Consider the following 17,847-nt stretch of genomic DNA (forward strand, 5'->3'; position numbering starts at 1 on the left):
TGCGCGATGAATGTTGGCATTAACTATTGTTAATTCGACCTTTAATTCTGCTCAAGCTTATCGCGGTTATTCCTAAATAAGCGGCAATTTGATTGTCGTTGAGGCGCTGTTCAAGGTCTGGATAGTGTTCGCAGAAAAGCTGGTAACGTTGCTCAGGGGTATAAAGCAGCATGAAGCGTTCTTTGTTTTCCTTATGCATCAGTTGTGTTTCTAACAGCTTTAAATACAAAGGGTTATTCGATGCACGCCACTCGATTACCGCATTCATTGGCAGTTCTAACATTGTGATGGGTGTTAGTGTTTCAAGCAGATACGGGGAAGCTTGGTTTTTTATCAGACTCTCAAAACCGATGATCCAATCTTGTTCCCAGTAGAACTCTTTGCTGTATTGCTTACCATCATCAGTGAGGTAGCAAGCATGGCACAAGCCTTCAAGTACGAAGTAGATTGAGCCAGCCATCTCACCTTGGTTAATAAGGATGTGTCTGGTCGGTAGCTCAAGTGGCTTGGCGACAGCGACTAGAGATTCAATCTGACTTTCTGAGAAGTCGAAGCTTTGCAGTTGTTCGATAAAAGAGGTGTGCATGAAAATAACCTAACCCAAATAAGTGCCGAAATCATCGCACTTATTTGAGTGTAGGTACAGTTCGGGCTAAATCAGCGTCGAGCGTGTTGCTCTAGGTAGTTTTGAGCGAGTTCTCTACCCATGTATTTACCTAAGGTCTTCAAAGGTACCTTCTTAAGGTTCACGACAATCAAACCATCTAAGGCATCATTAAATGATGGGTCGACGTTAAAGCAAACCAGTTTCCCGTTCATCCCTAGGTATTGGCGCAATAATACCGGTAAGCCTTTTCCTTGTTCCATCCGTGCTAATACTTTTGAAAGTAGGGGCACACTCGCCAGTGACGACAATAGATGATTTTGCCAGAACACATGACTACTGGTATTGAGTGGTGAAGAAGGGGAAACCAGATTCGCTTTTTCTTCATCGTAGTGGTGAATTGATAAAGTGGTCGCGATCAACAGGCGTGCATTGTGGCTGTAATCATTACTGATACTGACCGGGCCAAATAGGTGGGTGTATTGAGGATGACGAGACACAAAGGTTGCGATACCTTTCCATAGCAATAACAGTGAGTTAAGGCTCTTTTGGTAAGGCTTGCTCACGACAGAACGGCCAAGTTCAATGCTGTTGTCTAACGTATCGATAAACTCTTGGTTATAGTTAAACAGACTGCGGGAATAGAGTTGGTCCAACCCGTGCTCTGCGATTAACTTGTCGACCATACCCAGTCGATAAGCGCCGACCAATTCTGCCTTAGTTTTGTTCCACACAAACAGTTGGTGGTAGTAAAGGTCGTACTCATCTAAATCACAAGCAAGCCCACTGCCTTCTCCAACTTCACGGAAGCTCTCTTCTCTGACTCGACCAATCTCACGCATTAAGTTTGGAATAGATTGGCTTGGCGTGCAGTAGACCTCGAAGTCGCCTTGTTCGAGCAGCTTCATCTCTTCAGGGAGTGAGCCTACCTCTATTGCCAATACTTCTGGTGATATTGGCGCTATCACTTGAGTATCGAAAGAGGGCGCGTGGATTGGTGTATTCGTACTATCTTGTTGACTCATTAGGTAGGTATTAAGTCGTAGGTAGTTGACGATATCCATCTCTTTTTCAAATGATTTTATCTCTGAATACGGAATCGATGAGCCAATCGAGATAGAGATAGTTGTCGCTTGTTTATTAAGAAGTTCACGCCCGAGTAGAGCGGTTCTCAACAGTGGATGTACACGACCCGCTTGGTAGAAAAGCTCACTGTTTTTTCCATTGATAAAGATAGGAACCGTAGTGGCTTGATGACGTTTGACGAACTTCGCGACTGATTTGCTCCATTCGATATCAGTTAGTGTTTTAGCCCCTTTGCGGTAACTTGAGACTTCCCCTGCAGGGAACACGATCAATAGCCCGCCGTCGGCTAGGTGACGATTGGCATCACGAATGGCTTTGGCATTGGTGCGCTTCGATTCTTTACTATTAAAGACATCAACACCTATGAAAAGGTCATCCAGTTCAGGCAGTCGCTTGAGTAACTCATTCGCTAATACTTTCACATCCTTTCTTACCGATCCTACGAGATCAGCAAGGATCACACCTTCAATGGCGCCAAGTGGGTGGTTCGCCACAATCACGACTGGTCCTTCTTCCGGGATGTATTCCGTGCTTCCCGATGCAACCGAGTAGTCGATATTGAGCGCCGATAGGGTGTAATTCATGAATTCAAAGCTAGATAACTCGTTTTTTCGATCTTGGTAGAGTCGATCTAGCTTAGATAGCCCAGTTGCCCACTCGACAACAGACTCACCTAAACCAAAAGGCGTGTAACGTGGTAAACGAAAAGGACTATCAATCATAATGAAGCTACCTTATTGACTAAAGTTGTTTAGGAAACCGTCTTGATTCTTGAAATCTTTCACACTTAAAAACGCACCGCATAACCAAACTAGGCATGCCATGCCAAACAATAACCCGCCGTCGTAACCGACAATTTCACCCGCTGCATTGAACTCAGGCATTTGAATACCTAATGGCGTAAATAGGTGGAAGAATATTGCGCCACTCATGATCCCCACACTCATAATGGCGCCAAGGCCATGCCAACGAGTGAATAGTAGAATGGCCGCTATTAATTCAGCGAATCCAATCAAGTAGCCGCCAAACGAACCGAACCAGCTTAAGCCTGACCATGTTGCTAGCGTGCCAAAGATATGCTCTGTCTCGTACGAGCCGGTGAACTTAAAGAACAGCGACTGAATAAACACAAAAGCGATAAATGCTGCTGGGAGATGTTTAGCAGGAGTGAATGTCATGGTTATTCCCTTACTTAATCAGCTGCGGCCAAGCTTTATCGGCTTGTTGAATATGCTGTGCACGGTCTTGCTCCCAAGTGGCTTGAATCTCTTGGTCGTAGTTAAGATAAAGTTTGTCATCAACTATGGTCCAGTACTGTGGATCGCCTGGTGCGAAGTCGTTTTTGGCAGAAACGGCCCATGCGCAATAACCACCATATTGAGGGGCATATTTTTCAGGATTATTAACAAATAAAGTCAGATTCTTTTCAGAAGAGAAATACCAGTCCGCGCCTTTGTACTCTGTGCTGAACTTCTTGCTCCCTTCAACAGGCTTTCCAGAAGTGAAGTATGCGACGGTATCGTAGCCATCGAGTGCCTTACTGCTAAAGAAGCCGGTATAGATTTCATCGGCAGCAAATACGTACGGGCTAACAAGTAGCATGACCATGGTGATTAGTTTTCTCATGATGGACTCCATCTATAGATTGATTGCGGGTGACAAATCGAAGGTAAAGCGCTGTTGATTTATCTGGCATGGGTTTATTGGTTCGCAAGGTGAGCCGGGTGCATAAAATATAGAGGCTTGACCGTGCAGATTACGTAAATGGGTAAAGCTGACTGTGTGTGCATCTTCACGATGCATACAGGTTGCTAAATGGGGCTGTTCACTGTGATGGTGAGAATGAAACTTGAGTAAGCTCTGTTGATTCTTACCTGTTGCCATAAGCTGATCGTATTTTGCTTGTCGGTAAGCTTGCACTCGCTCTAAATCAACCCCGGATGAGAACAGTGGTGAGTCGGTTTCCACTATTTTCTGTTGAATGCCATCCCACATGTAGGCAATCACCAAACCATTGTGTTGAGTTAGGTTCGGTGCGAAAGCCAGCAAGGTAAACGGGGCAAAAGAGTGGAGGTCGAGCTTATGAAACGCTTCAGAGAGCTGACTGATATTACGACTTGAGGATAGGTTCTTAAGTAACAAACCACGGCTGACCAAAGGACCAACTGGAACAAGGCCTTGATAGTTATTGAGTAGGCATAGCGAAAGCCCGAACTCATTAATGCTTATCCAGCTACCACCGCCAGTTGGGTCGAGTGGCATGATGATATCGACACCGTTAACTCGGTACTGCTTAGGTGGCATTGCTAATGCTCGGGTCTTTTGCTCATCACGATTAAAAAAGACCTGATAGCCATTTTCTTCAAGCAACCAAGATACTGAACACATAGTTATTGCTCCCTCAGATAGCTACTGGTGGTTGGGGCATAACCAAAGGTGTTGCAGGTTTCAATGTCTAGGAAGGTGGTGATCACCTTGATCATCGCGTAATGATGATTGGCATGCAGCGCCGCAAAAGTCACTTCTCTTTCTAGCGTAGAAGGTAGGCTTGCAAATACTTGAACATCCATCGAAACCTCGGTTTGGATCATGATAGGCGCTTCGAGATCGTTGCGGTCTAATCGTTCAAGCCAGTTGATCACATAGTGGATCTCTTTTACTGCGATTGAACGATCGTATTCGACCGGATGACCACGGCGACGAGTGTTGTAATCAACGGTCGCGTTCTCTTTTAAAATCAGCGCATGAAAAAGATCGAGCGTGTGGCGAGTGTGCTCACCAATAGAGCTTGTGACGTGCGGCTTCGCTCGTGTCAGATAGTCGCTGTCAGAAATCGCTAATAGAAACTCTAAACCCTGATTCAATATTTCTACCGCTCCCTTGATACTAGGAGAGAAAGAAGTGAGGGCGCTCGGTTGGGCTGTGGGGTTCATTCATGATCCTCGTACAAAGTTAATCGGTGGTCGGATATTGTTGAACAAGACGTCGCTCTTCTTGCCACGCGTTAAACAGGCTCTTAAAAGAAGGAGGTTGATGGCCTCTTTGTTTCTGTTGAGCGCCAATATCAAAAAGAATGCGGTATTGAAGAAGTAGTGTGGAAAATATCTCTCGCAGTGGTGTGTTGCGATCCCAGATGTGCCCAGCTTCACTGCTTGCACCATTGACCTCAAGGATCGTGAAATCCTCACCTCTCATTAGGCTGTGCATGTCCTTAAACTTGACGTCGAGTCGACCAAAATGAAAACCGTCGAAGTCGTCGAATATCTCATCTAAACGTTCGGTTAAAGCTTGAGTAATGTATTGATTGCCGTCTCGGAAGATACAGCCACGGCTATGGCTACCCGCGAACGCAAGTTGGAACTCTTCGCCCTCTGCGAGCACTTGAGCCAACTTATCTTCATGCCTCGGCAGGTATAGGTGACTGAGCTGTCCTGCACGCGGACTGTTCTCGATTAACTGTTTGAGTGTCGAGGTTCCATCTCCAATCACCATTGGCGAATATTTGAGAGTGATCGAGATGATCTCGCCTTGTTTTCTGTTCGGGTAACGAATATAGAAAACACCAGCCTCGGCTTGATAAGGCGCCTTTTCTTGCAGAAGAAAGCGAGCATGATTTGGGAAAGATTCAATATATTGCTCAAGTTGATCTTGGTTGTTGATCAGCTTTACGCCAACACCTCGACAGCCAAGATCCGGCTTTGCCACGATAGGGAAATCAAGATCTGATTGTATGAGTGCGCTGCGTGCATCTTCAGCTTGTTTCTTACTACTAAGATCGGTTTTGGTTAAAGTGATAAATGGAGAGATCCAACGCTTGCTCGACGATCCGGCAAGGCTCAGTATCTCGTGTTTCGATTCGCCGACCATACCACTGAGTTTAATGCTCGGGTTGGCGATGAGTGGTAGCGCCCAATCACAGTGCCGTAACCCTTGCATCAGGCTTTGAATCACTACTGGAGTGTAGAAGAACCACGTCGGAAGAAATTCATAAGGAGAGACACTGCGCACGGTATCTTTTTCAAGCAGGGGCATGCCGGCATTAATTTGATGTGCTGGAATGATGTGAATATCTTGCGGTGAACTCATGATAATCCTCTAGAGTAGGTTTTATTCATTAATCGATTGCCGATTAGCAGCAAAGCGATGGCACACGGGATGACGATCCATTGATATTCAGAGGCTTGCAGCCACGCTGATGTCCCTAAATAGTAGATGGTAGAGAAGACAGCGCCAGTCCAGATCGCTGTTGCGCTAATAACGGCAAACAAGAAAGTAGGCAGTGGTATGGCGAAAAAACCACTTAAGGTAAAACCAACGGTACGAAGCCCCGGTATAAAGCGGATGACAAAAAGACTGCTGAATGCGTTTTGACGTAATTTGGTGCGAAGCGCTAGAAAGTATCGGTTGGTGAGGGCTTTGTAACGAACGCCTCGGAAATAACGGCCTGATTTCCCAAGGTAATAGAGGCCAAGATCACCTGTGGCAATGCCGATAAAAATCGCAAGTAACGCATATTGAGGTGGGATGAGCCCTTGAGTCGCTAAACCTGCCGCAGTAACGATGGCCAGATCTTCAAGTAGGTAAGAAAGCGCGACAATGCCAAGCATCAGCCATAGCAGCGACTCCTCCCCTGAATTTAACCATGCTTGAATGCTCTCGACGGTGCCCATCAAATGTCCTTATCTATCCTATAGATGAATGGCTTATTGGCCATTCATTGAGTGTAGTAAATTAAATAGACAGGAGGAGCTCAGAAAAACTTACAGTGAATTGCTTCTTTTTTACGTTGATTTGATTTAATAGATGATTTGAGGTGTGCGATTTAGATGAAGAATGAGCAGGTGTTTAAGGTTCGAAAGTTAAGGCTTTAGACTGTGAATTTAGATAAGAAAAGAAAAAGGCTGAGTTGTTAAACTCAGCCTTTTAAAAGGTTACCTATTGATTACTAGAGTAATCTATTTAGTTAGGTCAATTTGGTAAACGCCGAAACCAACATCGTCAGTCGCTACACGTTTCATTGGGTATTGACCCTTCTCTTTGATGAACTGTGCCGCTTTCTCACTTGGCGACGTTTCAAAGCGGATATCTAGCTTTTTATCTGTTTTGATTGGTGCGAATGACCAGTTGTTGTCAGCCGTTGGGCTTACTTGGCCTTGCTCTTTACTTACGCGAGAGATGTAGTTTGCAAGCACAGTACGGTTCTCATCTGGTGCATCAAATGCGATGAAATCTTCACCTGTACCTGGGAACTTAGCACTGTATGCACGGTAGTTGTTGGTCGCGATCAAGAAGTCTTGCTTCATGTCGATTGGCTTACCTTGGTAAGTTAGGCCAACAATACGCTGTGAGTCAGGGTTAACGACTTTACAGTTTGCATCGTATTTCGCAGGTTGAGTTACGTCGATTTGGTAATCAACACCGTCGATAACATCGAAGTTGTAAGTACGGAAGTTATCCCACTCGATCAGTTGTTGTGGTGCTGTTGAGTTCACGTCGATCTGGTTGAATTGACCAGCAGAACACTCAAGCCACTCTTTTACTTCGTGACCGGTTACCTTCATCGCAACTAGCGTGTTCGGGTAAAGGTACAAGTCAGCTGCGTTACGGAATGTCAGTTGACCAGATTCAACTTCAGTGAAGTTTGCTGGGTCATTCTTACGGCCGCCCGCTTTGAACGGTGCAGCTGCTGAAAGTACTGGCGTGCCATCTAGGTCTGGGTCACCTTGGATGAATTGCTCAACGTAATCTTTCTGTGCAAGGTTAACAATCTGTACTGTTGGATCGTCTTGTACTAGAGACAGGAAGCTGTACATCACATCGTCTGCTTTACCAATTGGCTGGTTAACAAACTCACGAGTACCTGCGTGGTCTTTTTCTAGTGCTGTTACGATGCCTTCATCTGCAGCAGCAAGCGACTTCTTCTCGATCTTGTCGTAGATAGGGCGTGCTTCTGATTGGCCTTTAACCACTTCCCACTTACCGTCTTTTTGTGCCAGTGTTAGGTCCATAACACCTACGTGGCTACCCCAACGGCCTGGCATGACTGCCGCAACACCGTTCATGGTGCCGTTTTCGTTATCAACACCTTGGATGTTGTCGAAGCCTTTACCAGGGAATACCGCGTGAGAGTGACCGAATGCGATAGCATCAATGCCTTCTACTTCAGAAAGGTAAAGCGTAGAGTTTTCTTCGCCTGCTTTGTATGGGTCTTGAGATACGCCAGAGTGAGGGATCGCAACGATAACGTCTGCACCTTCAGCCTTCATTTGAGGCACTAACTCGTTAGCAGTTTCAATGATGTCGCGAGCAGTAACTTTACCTTCAAGGTTCTTCTTATCCCACGTCATGATTTGTGGTGGAACGAAACCGATGTAACCCACTTTGATCTCATGCACTACGCCAGCTGTATCTTCAAACGTGTGTGTCTTGATGATGTAAGGCGTGAAGTAGTGCTCTTTCGTTTCTGCGTCGTAAACGTTAGCACTGATGTATGGGAAATCAGCGTCGTTGATAGACTCTTCTAGGAACTCAAGACCGTAGTTGAATTCGTGATTACCGATGTTTGCTGCATCGTAGCTTAGTTGGTTCATTGCTTTGTATGCAGGGTGAACTTCACCTGCAACGATGCCTTTGTCTGCCATGTAATCACCCATTGGGCTACCTTGCAGCAAGTCACCGTTATCAACTAATACGCTGTTGGTTACTTCGTTTTGAGCTTCTTTTACTAAAGTTGCAGTACGTGCTAAGCCGATTTTTTTCGATGGCTTGTCTTTGTAGTAATCGTAATCCATTAGGTTGGTATGGATGTCCGTTGTCTCTACGACACGTAGTTTAATCACTTCATCGGTATCTGGTGTTGTTGTACAGCCTGCTAGAGTCAAACCAAGACCCGCAAGTACAGCCAATGACAAAGGTTTCATTGCAACTTTCATTTTGTAGCTCCAAAGTGGATAGTAGAAAATTCGTTGCGTAATGTAACAAAATGGAATGAAACAATGATTACAACGAATGTTAATTCGTGACTTAGATCGATTACTTTATGGTGTTCTGCAAGACGCCTCCCAAAGCTGTTCAATCGATGCGCAATTGGTATCAATTATATTAGTCCATTCATTTCACTTGCTTATCGATAAATTCAATCCCTTATCAGCTTTTCGAATAAAAAATGAAATTTTAGAATTTCCAGTAATATGAGAGGCTCGTCATAATGCCTATATCAAGGACGTATCAGGCAGATGAATAGCAAGGATAGCTCAACACGAAGCTTCTGTTTTCTTCTAGTGCCAATACTCCCATTCACTTAAGTGGATGAGTTAAATCCCTTGCTTGGCAAGACCAAGTAATGAATTGCTCGTAACGCGAGCCTTAAAGGAAGCACTGAAATGGACCAAGAACGTTTAACCCACCTAAAACAGCTAGAAGCGGAAAGTATTCATATTATCCGTGAAGTAGCGGCTGAGTTTGATAACCCAGTAATGATGTACTCCATCGGTAAAGATTCTTCTGTGATGCTTCATTTAGCTCGCAAAGCGTTTTACCCAGGCAAGATTCCATTCCCACTGCTACACGTTGATACGGATTGGAAATTCCGCGAGATGATTGAGTTTCGTGATCGTACGGCTAAAAAGTACGGCTTCGACCTTTTAGTACATAAGAACCCAGAAGGTATTGAGATGGGATGTAGCCCGTTCGTGCATGGTTCTTCTAAGCACACTGACATCATGAAAACTCAAGGCCTTAAGCAGGCGTTAAACAAGTACGGGTTCGATGCCGCTTTTGGTGGTGCGCGTCGTGACGAAGAAAAATCTCGAGCGAAAGAGCGTGTTTATTCTTTCCGCGACAAGAACCATACATGGGATCCAAAAAACCAGCGTCCTGAGCTTTGGCACACCTATAACGGTCAGGTGAATAAGGGCGAAAGCATTCGTGTATTCCCATTATCAAACTGGACTGAACTGGATATTTGGCAATACATCTATCTAGAGAGCATCGATATTGTTCCACTTTACCTTTCAGACAAGCGCCCGGTTGTTGAGCGTGATGGCATGCTTATCATGGTTGATGATGACCGCATGGAGCTGCAAGAAGGTGAAGTGATTGAAGAGAAAAGCGTTCGTTTTCGTACTTTAGGCTGTTACCCACTAACCGGAGCGGTTGAATCTGAGGCGAATACGCTAACAGGCATTATTGAAGAGATGCTGGTGGCTACGTCTAGTGAGCGTCAAGGTCGAGCGATTGACCATGATCAGTCAGGCTCTATGGAGCTGAAAAAGCGCCAAGGTTATTTCTAAGAATCTAAGGAAAGAAAAATGAATAGTGCAGTAGAAGCCGAATTGGCTGAACTAGGGATTGAAGGTTATCTAAGTCAGCATCAGCATAAATCTATGCTTAGATTTTTAACTTGTGGCTCAGTAGATGACGGTAAAAGTACGCTAATTGGTCGCTTGCTCCATGATACAAAACAGATTTATGAAGATCAGCTAGCCGCAGTTCACTCGGATAGCCAACGAGTGGGTACTACAGGTGAGAAGCCTGACTTGGCACTGCTTGTTGATGGCTTGCAGGCTGAACGTGAGCAAGGCATCACGATCGATGTCGCTTACCGCTACTTCTCGACGCAAAAACGTAAATTCATTATTGCTGATACCCCTGGGCATGAGCAGTACACGCGCAACATGGCTACAGGCGCTTCAACGTGTGATCTGGCGGTGATCTTGATTGATGCTCGTAAGGGCGTACTGGATCAAACGCGTCGTCACTCGTTTATTTCTAACTTGCTTGGTTTGAAGCATTTCATCGTTGCAGTCAACAAGATGGATCTCGTGGAATATTCACAAGATCGTTTTGAAGAGATTCGCGATGAATACCTAGAGTTTGCTGAAAACCTAGAAGGCGAAACTAACATTCAGATCCTGCCAGTTTCGGCGCTTGAAGGCATCAACGTTGCTGCACCAAGTAAAGAGCTAGCATGGTTCGAAGGTCCATCTCTACTGGAAGTGTTAGAGAACGTCGATATTGATCAAAAGCGTTCTGCGGGAGAATTCCGTTTCCCTGTGCAGTATGTGAATCGTCCGAACTTAGATTTCCGTGGCTTTGCAGGCACAGTGGCCTCTGGCCGTGTAAGTGTTGGTGACGAAATCAAAGCACTGCCGTCAGGCAAAACGTCTAAGGTCGCACGTATCGTGACCTTTGATGGTGATTTGGAATCTGCACAAGCGGGTTTGGCGGTAACACTGACTCTTGAAGATGAAATTGATATCAGTCGTGGTGATTTGATTGTGCTGGAAAACGCTCAGATTGAATCTACTAACCACGTATTGGCTGACATCGTGTGGATGACAGAGCAACCACTACAACCGGGCAAAGCTTATGACATCAAGATCGCAGGCAAGAAAACCGTCGGTCAGGTTGAAACCGTTCGTCACCAATACGACATCAACAACCTGTCGACTCACGCCGTTGATGAGTTGCCACTGAATGGCATTGGCTTGTGTGAATGGTCATTGAACGAGACAGTTGCGCTGGATAAATACCGTGAAAGTGCCGATACCGGTGGCTTCATCGTTATCGACCGTCTAACTAACGTGACGGTTGGCGCAGGTTTGATTCGAGACCGTTTGGACTCTGTTGAACAGCAAGTGGGTAACTTCTCTGCATTTGAACTTGAGTTCAACGCATTGGTTCGCAAGCATTTCCCTCATTGGGATGCCAAAGATTTAAGCCAACTACTGAAGTCATAAACGACTAAGTAACAGCTTATTGAATCAGGCGGAAACCGATCGTTTCCGCCATAAAGGACGGGTATATGTGGCAACAAGGATTTGTATTAGCGATTTTGCTCGGCATTATTACTTGCCTGCTCGTTACCCGTATTAAGCCAAGCTTTATTTTTGCTGGTGCGGCGTTTATTGCTTTTATGGCTGGTATGATCGACTTGTCGAGCTTAGCCAATAATTTCACTAACTCCTCATTACTGACTTTAATTCTTCTGATCCTCGCATCAAGTGCGTTGGAGAAAACTCGCTTAATCAGCTGGGTTAGCCGCAATATCTCTGAAGGTAGGCTAGGTACTGTGGTTGCGAAGTTAGGTATTTCCACAGCGTTACTTTCTTCTTTTACTAATAATACGGCAGTAGTTGTCTCTTTGATCGGAGCGATCAAACGTAATCAACAGCATGCGCCATCTAAGTTACTTATTCCTTTGTCATACGCTGCTATTCTTGGTGGAACACTGACATTGATCGGTACCTCAACCAACTTGATCATCAATAGCTTTGTTGAAGATGCCGGACTGCCAAGCTTAAACTTTTTTACACCCACTTTGATCGGTTTAGCGGTTTTAGTCGGCGGTGTGTTGATCCTTATCCCTCTGAGTTACTTCTTACCAAGCTACGATGATGGTTCCCAAGATGATCTGCCTTACTTTCTAGAAGCGAGAGTTGAGCCCGGCTCACCGTTAGTCGGCCGCAGCGTAAGTGAAAATAACCTCCGAGCATTGAGAAAACTGTTCTTAGCGGAAGTGATTCGCGACGGTAAAACCACGGCTTCGATTGACCCTGATTTTATTCTTCAAGCTCGTGACCGATTGCTGTTTTGTGGTGATGTCGAGAGCGTGGCGACACTGCAAGAAATCCAAGGACTGACTCTGTTTGGTCAGCACCATTTGAACGGTCAGAGCTTCGTTGAAGTTGTGGTGAGTTCATCGGCAAGCTTTTGTAACAAAACACTGAAAACCAGCCAGTTTAGAGACCGTTTCGATGCAGTTGTGGTTGCTATTCGTCGTGGTCATGAACGCCTTGAAGGTGGGTTAGGGAATATCACATTGACCGCTGGTGATACCTTGATTTTGGTTCCCGGTAAACGCTTTGAAGAACAGCGCCAACAACACAACAAAGAGTTTGTGTTGATGAATGACTTAGATTCGAGTGCCAAGCTTGATGCCGATAAATCGACGTTTGTGTTGCTCGGCTTTGCTAGCGTAATTGGCCTTGCTCTTGTTGATGTAGTACCTATTATCAAAGGCTTAGCTGGTTTCTTACTATTGCTGGTGGCATTTGGCGTGGTACAACTTGGTGAACTTCGTCGCCGTTTTCCGGTTGATATTGTGGTGATCGTGGGCTCTGCGCTGTCTATTGCTCAACTGATGATTTCATCAGGACTATCTGAGCGCATGGGGTTGATGTTCATGGAGGCCTTTAATGGTTGGGGAGTGTTCGGCGCGTTAGTTGCGACTTACTTTATGACTTTGGTTCTGACTGAGCTTGTTACCAATAATGCGGCTGCAGCACTCTCATTTCCTATTGGTTACAGCATGGCGGTAGGCTATGGCGTCGATCCCATGCCGTTTATCATGGCGGTACTATTTGGTGCCAGTGCTAGTTTCATTTCTCCATACGGCTACCAAACCAACTTACTAGTTTATAGCGTAGGTAATTACCATCTTACGGATTACCTACGTATTGGTATTCCAATCTCGATTGTTTACTCGGGCTTGGTACTGACCCTAATTCCTTACTTTTTCCCATTTTAATGCTGTTTATTTAAAGGACTATTTATGACCGCAGTACTCAAACACAAAGATGAGAATGTTGTGTGGCATCAACACTCGATTGATAAAGGATTCCGCGCGGATCTGAAATCACAAAAGCCAGCTGTGCTCTGGTTCACGGGGTTGTCTGGTTCTGGTAAATCGACAGTCGCTGGCGCATTAGAAAATCGCTTGGCACAGCTTGGTTACCATACTTACTTATTGGATGGCGACAATGTGCGTCATGGATTATGTAGTGACCTTGGCTTCTCTGAGCAGGATCGTAGAGAGAACATCCGTCGTATTGGTGAGCTCGCTAAATTGATGGCGGATGCAGGCTTGATCGTGTTGTCAGCCTTTATTTCTCCGCACCAAGCAGAAAGACAATTGGTACGTGACTTACTGCCGGAAGGTGAGTTTCTGGAGGTGTTCGTCAATACGCCATTAGAGGTTTGCGAACAGCGTGATCCTAAAGGTCTGTATAAGAAAGCACGTGCCGGAGAGATCCCGAACTTTACAGGTATTAGTTCAGTGTACGAAGCGCCTCAGAACCCTGAGATTGATCTACCTGCAGGTGAGAAGACGCTCGATGAATTGGTTGAACTGTGTATTGATGCGTTGGAGAAGCGAAATATTTTAGCCAATTGAGATCGTTGGTATGATTAAGGCTGTCCACTTGCTTATCGGTTTGTTCATAACTGACAAGTAATACAGTCTTGGTTTACCGAGACAAGAAACCTATCCTCTATATTCTCTTTATTCTTCTCAATCCACTTCACTTTTTACACCGTCTATTTCTTAAACTCTATTATCTAGACGGTGTAATTCACGCTGCTTTTCACTTCTGTCTGAACCGTGAATTTCTGGCTCAATAGTGCAATCAGCTGGTCGTAATACTGTGTGTTTGGCTTGTTGCCAAGCAAGGTACAAAGCTCATTACCTGTTGGGCTGAATCGGTAGTAAACCAGCTTCACCCCTTTTGATAACGGTGCCAGTGACATACTTTTACCTTGATAGGTTAGGTGCAGAGCTGGATCGAAATCAATTTCTCCAGACTCTAACTCAGTGCCGAGAATAATCCCGAGTTCAATCAAATGGAGCAGGCTAGAGTAGGGAAGGTTATGCCCACCAAGGTTGATGGTGTTGGTGGTGTCTCTTTTACCAAAGCTGAACAGCCCTGCATGAGATTTGAAGCCGAGTAAGAGCTTTCTGCTGTTATCGCTACCAAAGCTACAACCCAGTGATGCCGCTCTTTGTAGGGTCAGTGCTTCCTTTGGCGTCATGTCTTTTAAGATCTGAAGCGCCTTCATCGACGTCGAGCCTGGGTTAGTGACTTCTCGTTTCAGTACTTGAGCCCATAGCCTTTGCATCGATGTATTGTGGATCTCTTGTGCCATATCGAAAAAGCGGTACAGCCAGTCCTGATCCGGGTCGCCCGCCGCTTCATCCTTACATGAAGAGTGCGCCAACTTTAGAATCTGTTCTAGGTTCTTTTGGCGAAGCTCTCTACGTTTTTTCTCTCGCAATAGTGCCCGTTCGATAAGGGTACTCTCACCTTTATCGTTTGGCTTTGCATTGTGACTAATTAAGGAATCGAGGCCGAAGCTTTGTGCGATGTGCAGCATTCTGCTGGCACTGTCGGCAATATGAGGCTTTTTCTCATGCTTGTGCTGTGTATCGCTAGCATGCTCGATGATCACTGGCTGTTTGGTTTCTGACATAAGAGTATCCTAAGGAAACGACTTAACTGTCTAAAATGTAACTCTTTATCTGATTGGTGGCTAGATTTTGCGTGCAGAGTTGAAGGTTTCAACAAAATTTTACTTTTGCTAATGATAATAAAATGTTAAATTTGTTGTAATTCTCAAGGAGGAGTTATGAATCAAGTCAATGATAACAAGCTGAAGAAACAGCTCAGTATAGGGTTATTGCTCGCGACTTATGTTGCTGTTCTAGCTTACTTATCTAATTACATCGCGTAATTCAGAAGAAAATTATCGTTATTAAACTGTTATTGAATGATCTCACTCGTTCAGTGACGGCAGCTCATCCTTGAACCACCCTTCTAATGACTACATGTCGTCATATTCTTCAATCGCAGTACCTTCAATAAGATAACCTGTTTGCGCTAAGTCATGGCTGATCGACTCAGTTTTTAGCGTACCGACTAAATAAATCACATCCCATAACTGCTGTATTGGCGCACCTTTCGGGAACTTCACGTAGATGATTTGGTTCGGTGGCGGCGGTGGCACGTGGATACATGCGCCAAAGTACGGTACCAGCAGAAACTCAGTGATCATATTCTCATCACCTTCCAATGGAATCACAAAGCCTGGAATCTTCACTGTGCTGCCATTCAGCTCTGGGCGAACAGCACCAAGTGTCGATTGTTGAGGTTTGTCCATACTATTGTGGTCAACCATTGGCATACCAAATGAATCTAGTTGAGCGCGCTCTGATTCTGGAATCAAATCAATCCATTCAAGTGTTAATACCGATTCGTCATTCTGAGTGGTTTCAGCGTGAGCTGTACTGATAAATGGGAACAGAAGTAGCCCAAGTATCAGTAGGAATTTGCGTTGCATCGTAGGTTCCTATTTTAGATTCGAATCGTCATGCCATCAGACAATGACTGGCGGTAAGCCCTGAAAGCGGGAATAAAGCCGATAATGATTCCGGCAACTTGGACCAGCATAAGCAGTTTCCACTCATGAGGTGTGATTGCGGATATCGATATGTTGATACCATAACTTTGTTGCACAATAGGAGCAACCACTGCGATCAGCGCAAATAACACCGCAACACCTAATGTAATGCCAAGGAAGGTCAGCGCACTGGCTTCACTGATCAGTAAACCAAACACATGGCGAGGTCTTGCGCCCATTGCACGCAGGATGGCCATCTCGCGACGCCTTTCTTGCAAACTAGTGAGTAGGCTACTGAGCATGCCCAATAAACCGGCGACAACAACAAATCCTGAAACAATTAACAATGCTTGTTCTGCTACAGCCATCATTCCCCACAATTCGTGAAGGGCAATGCCCGGCATAATGGCGCTCAAAGGTTCTTGACGGTAGTTATTGATTTCTCTTTGCAGTGCGAAGGTTTGGATCTTCGAATTCAGCCCGAGCATCATTGCGGTAATCTGCTTCGGTTGGAAATCAAAAGTCTTTAAGGTTTCGGCATCCGGTGTGTGTCCTAGGTTAGCACCTGACTCCCAGCCAACATGAATCGCTTCAATAGCCTCTAACGAAACATGCACGGTCTTGTCTACCGGCGTTCCTGTTGGTGCAAGTATTCCTACAATCTTGAAGGGCAGATTATCGTGACGGCTGAACGCCACATCGCTGATACCGTGTGCAAGAATGATCTGGTCACCGATTTTGTAATCCAGTTTCTTAGCGACATCGGCACCAATCACTACATCGAATAGCTGTTCAAATTCTTTACCTTGTTGGAAAGTAAGTAACTGCTTACTTCCATAGCGATAGTTTTCAAAGTAACTATGATTTGTACCCATCACGCGGAAGCCTTTGTGTGAATCGCCCAATGAGATTGGGATCGCCCACTTTACTGCGTTGTGCTGGCTAAATTCTTGGTAGCTTTTCCAGTCGATGTTGTTGGTCGCATTACCGATTCTGAATACTGAGTAAAGCAGTAGGTTTACCTGACCAGAACGGCCACCGACGATAAGGTCTGTACCTGAAATGGTATTCGCAAAGCTGCTCTTGGCTTCGGTTCTTACGCGCTCTACACCGAGCAAGAGAATGACAGACACCGCCACGGTAAGAATAGTCAGAATAGCCGTGGCTTTACGATTGAGTACGCTTTTTAAGGCTAAGTGAGTAATTACTTTCATACGACAACCTTAGCTTGGTTAACGGTTTTTAAATCTATGGTTCGAGTGAACAACTTTTCGAGTGTTGGATCGTGACTCACAAAGATAAGCGTCGAGCCCGCTTGATTGGCCTGTTCTAGCAACAGTTCGATAAAAGCTTCTCGGTTGTCATGATCTAAAGCCGAGGTTGGTTCGTCGGCAATAATGATTTTGGGTTGGCCGATCAAAGCACGAGCGGCAGCAACACGTTGTTGTTGGCCAATACTCAGCTCAGTAACAGGTTTATCCATTAAGGCTTGAGGTAGCTTTAGTCGTAATAATAAATCTTGAGCGGTTGCTTGCAGGCTGTTCTTACTTTCCGTTACTTGTTGCTTGCGAATAGCTGAGAACTGGCAAGGAAGCGTCACGTTGTCGATTACTGATAAGTAAGGGAGCAGGTTAAATTGTTGGAAGATATAACCTATATGGTCGGCTCTGAATTTGTCTCTTTGACGAGGTGTAAGCTGAGTCAGGTCTTGGCCTAAGATAGAGACTTCACCTTGTTCGGCTTGGTTGATTCCAGTCAGCAGGCCTAACAATGTTGATTTCCCACAACCACTTGGCCCTTTTATGAAAAGGTGCTCTTGAGCTTGGATGTGCAGAGAAGGGATCTCCAGCGTTGGCGGTAATTCAGGCTTCCAACGAAAGCTAATATTTTCGAGTTTGACCACAAGTGATGAACTGTCAGAGGGCATGCGAGCTCCAATAATTAAAGCGGTGTATCTACTGGACAGCAATTAGAAGCATAAA

At 45.2% G+C, this 17,847-nt stretch carries 17 protein-coding genes; 4 read left to right on the forward strand and 13 right to left on the reverse strand.

What is annotated here, in order from left to right:
* Positions 1–19: 19 nt before the first annotated feature.
* The 9 genes from CWO13_RS21090 to CWO13_RS21130 all read right to left on the reverse strand — a co-directional run bounded on the left by CWO13_RS21090 (position 20) and on the right by CWO13_RS21130 (position 8,622).
* Complete coding sequence (locus CWO13_RS21090; RefSeq protein WP_048659300.1) at positions 20–586, reverse strand: Crp/Fnr family transcriptional regulator; 567 nt, start codon at positions 584–586, stop codon at positions 20–22.
* A gap of 71 nt (positions 587–657) precedes the next feature.
* The gene (locus tag CWO13_RS21095) at positions 658–2,412 is read right to left on the reverse strand and encodes a lysophospholipid acyltransferase family protein (protein WP_102433637.1); all 1,755 of its coding nucleotides are present in this window, start codon (positions 2,410–2,412) and stop codon (positions 658–660) included.
* Positions 2,413–2,424: 12 nt separating this feature from the next.
* Positions 2,425–2,868, reverse strand: coding sequence for a hypothetical protein (locus CWO13_RS21100; protein ID WP_055319933.1), 444 nt, complete (start codon positions 2,866–2,868; stop codon positions 2,425–2,427).
* A gap of 10 nt (positions 2,869–2,878) precedes the next feature.
* Positions 2,879–3,316 (reverse strand): YHS domain-containing (seleno)protein, encoded by a 438-nt coding sequence (locus CWO13_RS21105; protein ID WP_102433638.1) that lies wholly within the window; start codon positions 3,314–3,316, stop codon positions 2,879–2,881.
* Between the two features lie 12 nt (positions 3,317–3,328).
* Positions 3,329–4,078: an NRDE family protein gene (locus tag CWO13_RS21110; RefSeq protein ID WP_102433639.1), complete on the reverse strand. Its 750-nt coding sequence runs from the start codon at positions 4,076–4,078 to the stop codon at positions 3,329–3,331.
* Positions 4,079–4,080: 2 nt separating this feature from the next.
* A complete protein-coding gene (locus CWO13_RS21115) occupies positions 4,081–4,623 on the reverse strand; it encodes a hypothetical protein (RefSeq protein WP_102433640.1) in 543 nt (180 codons plus the stop codon).
* Positions 4,624–4,642: 19 nt separating this feature from the next.
* Positions 4,643–5,776, reverse strand: coding sequence for an ATP-grasp domain-containing protein (locus CWO13_RS21120; protein WP_102433641.1), 1,134 nt, complete (start codon positions 5,774–5,776; stop codon positions 4,643–4,645).
* Positions 5,773–6,360, reverse strand: coding sequence for a DedA family protein (locus tag CWO13_RS21125; RefSeq protein ID WP_102433642.1), 588 nt, complete (start codon positions 6,358–6,360; stop codon positions 5,773–5,775). Before CWO13_RS21125 ends, CWO13_RS21120 begins: the two co-directional genes overlap by 4 nt.
* Positions 6,361–6,645: 285 nt before the next feature.
* Entirely contained in the window at positions 6,646–8,622 is a 1,977-nt protein-coding gene (locus CWO13_RS21130) for a bifunctional 2',3'-cyclic-nucleotide 2'-phosphodiesterase/3'-nucleotidase (protein WP_107899427.1), read from the reverse strand.
* Positions 8,623–9,036: 414 nt separating this feature from the next.
* On the opposite strand from CWO13_RS21130, the gene cysD reads away from it, so the two are divergent.
* The 4 genes from cysD (at position 9,037) to cysC (ending at position 13,865) form a co-directional block, all read left to right on the forward strand.
* Positions 9,037–9,981, forward strand: a complete 945-nt coding sequence (cysD, locus tag CWO13_RS21135) for a sulfate adenylyltransferase subunit CysD (protein ID WP_226088532.1) — start codon at positions 9,037–9,039, stop codon at positions 9,979–9,981.
* An 18-nt stretch (positions 9,982–9,999) separates the two neighbouring features.
* Positions 10,000–11,430: a sulfate adenylyltransferase subunit CysN gene (gene cysN, locus CWO13_RS21140; protein ID WP_048662155.1), complete on the forward strand. Its 1,431-nt coding sequence runs from the start codon at positions 10,000–10,002 to the stop codon at positions 11,428–11,430.
* 65 nt (positions 11,431–11,495) lie between these two features.
* Complete coding sequence (locus CWO13_RS21145; RefSeq protein WP_048659290.1) at positions 11,496–13,220, forward strand: SLC13 family permease; 1,725 nt, start codon at positions 11,496–11,498, stop codon at positions 13,218–13,220.
* Between the two features lie 24 nt (positions 13,221–13,244).
* A complete protein-coding gene (gene cysC, locus CWO13_RS21150; protein WP_102433644.1) occupies positions 13,245–13,865 on the forward strand; it encodes an adenylyl-sulfate kinase in 621 nt (206 codons plus the stop codon).
* A gap of 164 nt (positions 13,866–14,029) precedes the next feature.
* Here cysC and CWO13_RS21155 read toward each other — a convergent pair whose 3' ends face one another.
* The 4 genes from CWO13_RS21155 to CWO13_RS21170 form a co-directional block, all read right to left on the reverse strand.
* Positions 14,030–14,938 (reverse strand): TIGR03899 family protein, encoded by a 909-nt coding sequence (locus CWO13_RS21155; RefSeq protein ID WP_048659288.1) that lies wholly within the window; start codon positions 14,936–14,938, stop codon positions 14,030–14,032.
* A 351-nt stretch (positions 14,939–15,289) separates the two neighbouring features.
* Positions 15,290–15,805 carry a DUF3299 domain-containing protein gene (locus CWO13_RS21160; RefSeq protein ID WP_017058892.1) on the reverse strand — a complete coding sequence of 172 codons (516 nt, stop codon included), beginning with the start codon at positions 15,803–15,805 and terminating at the stop codon, positions 15,290–15,292.
* A gap of 14 nt (positions 15,806–15,819) precedes the next feature.
* Entirely contained in the window at positions 15,820–17,079 is a 1,260-nt protein-coding gene (locus tag CWO13_RS21165) for an ABC transporter permease (protein ID WP_048659286.1), read from the reverse strand.
* Entirely contained in the window at positions 17,076–17,792 is a 717-nt protein-coding gene (locus CWO13_RS21170; protein ID WP_048659285.1) for an ABC transporter ATP-binding protein, read from the reverse strand. Before CWO13_RS21170 ends, CWO13_RS21165 begins: the two co-directional genes overlap by 4 nt.
* Between the last annotated feature and the right edge of the window lie 55 nt (positions 17,793–17,847).

The organism is Vibrio sp. ZF 223, from assembly GCF_003050585.1.
Classification (GTDB): domain Bacteria; phylum Pseudomonadota; class Gammaproteobacteria; order Enterobacterales; family Vibrionaceae; genus Vibrio; species Vibrio crassostreae.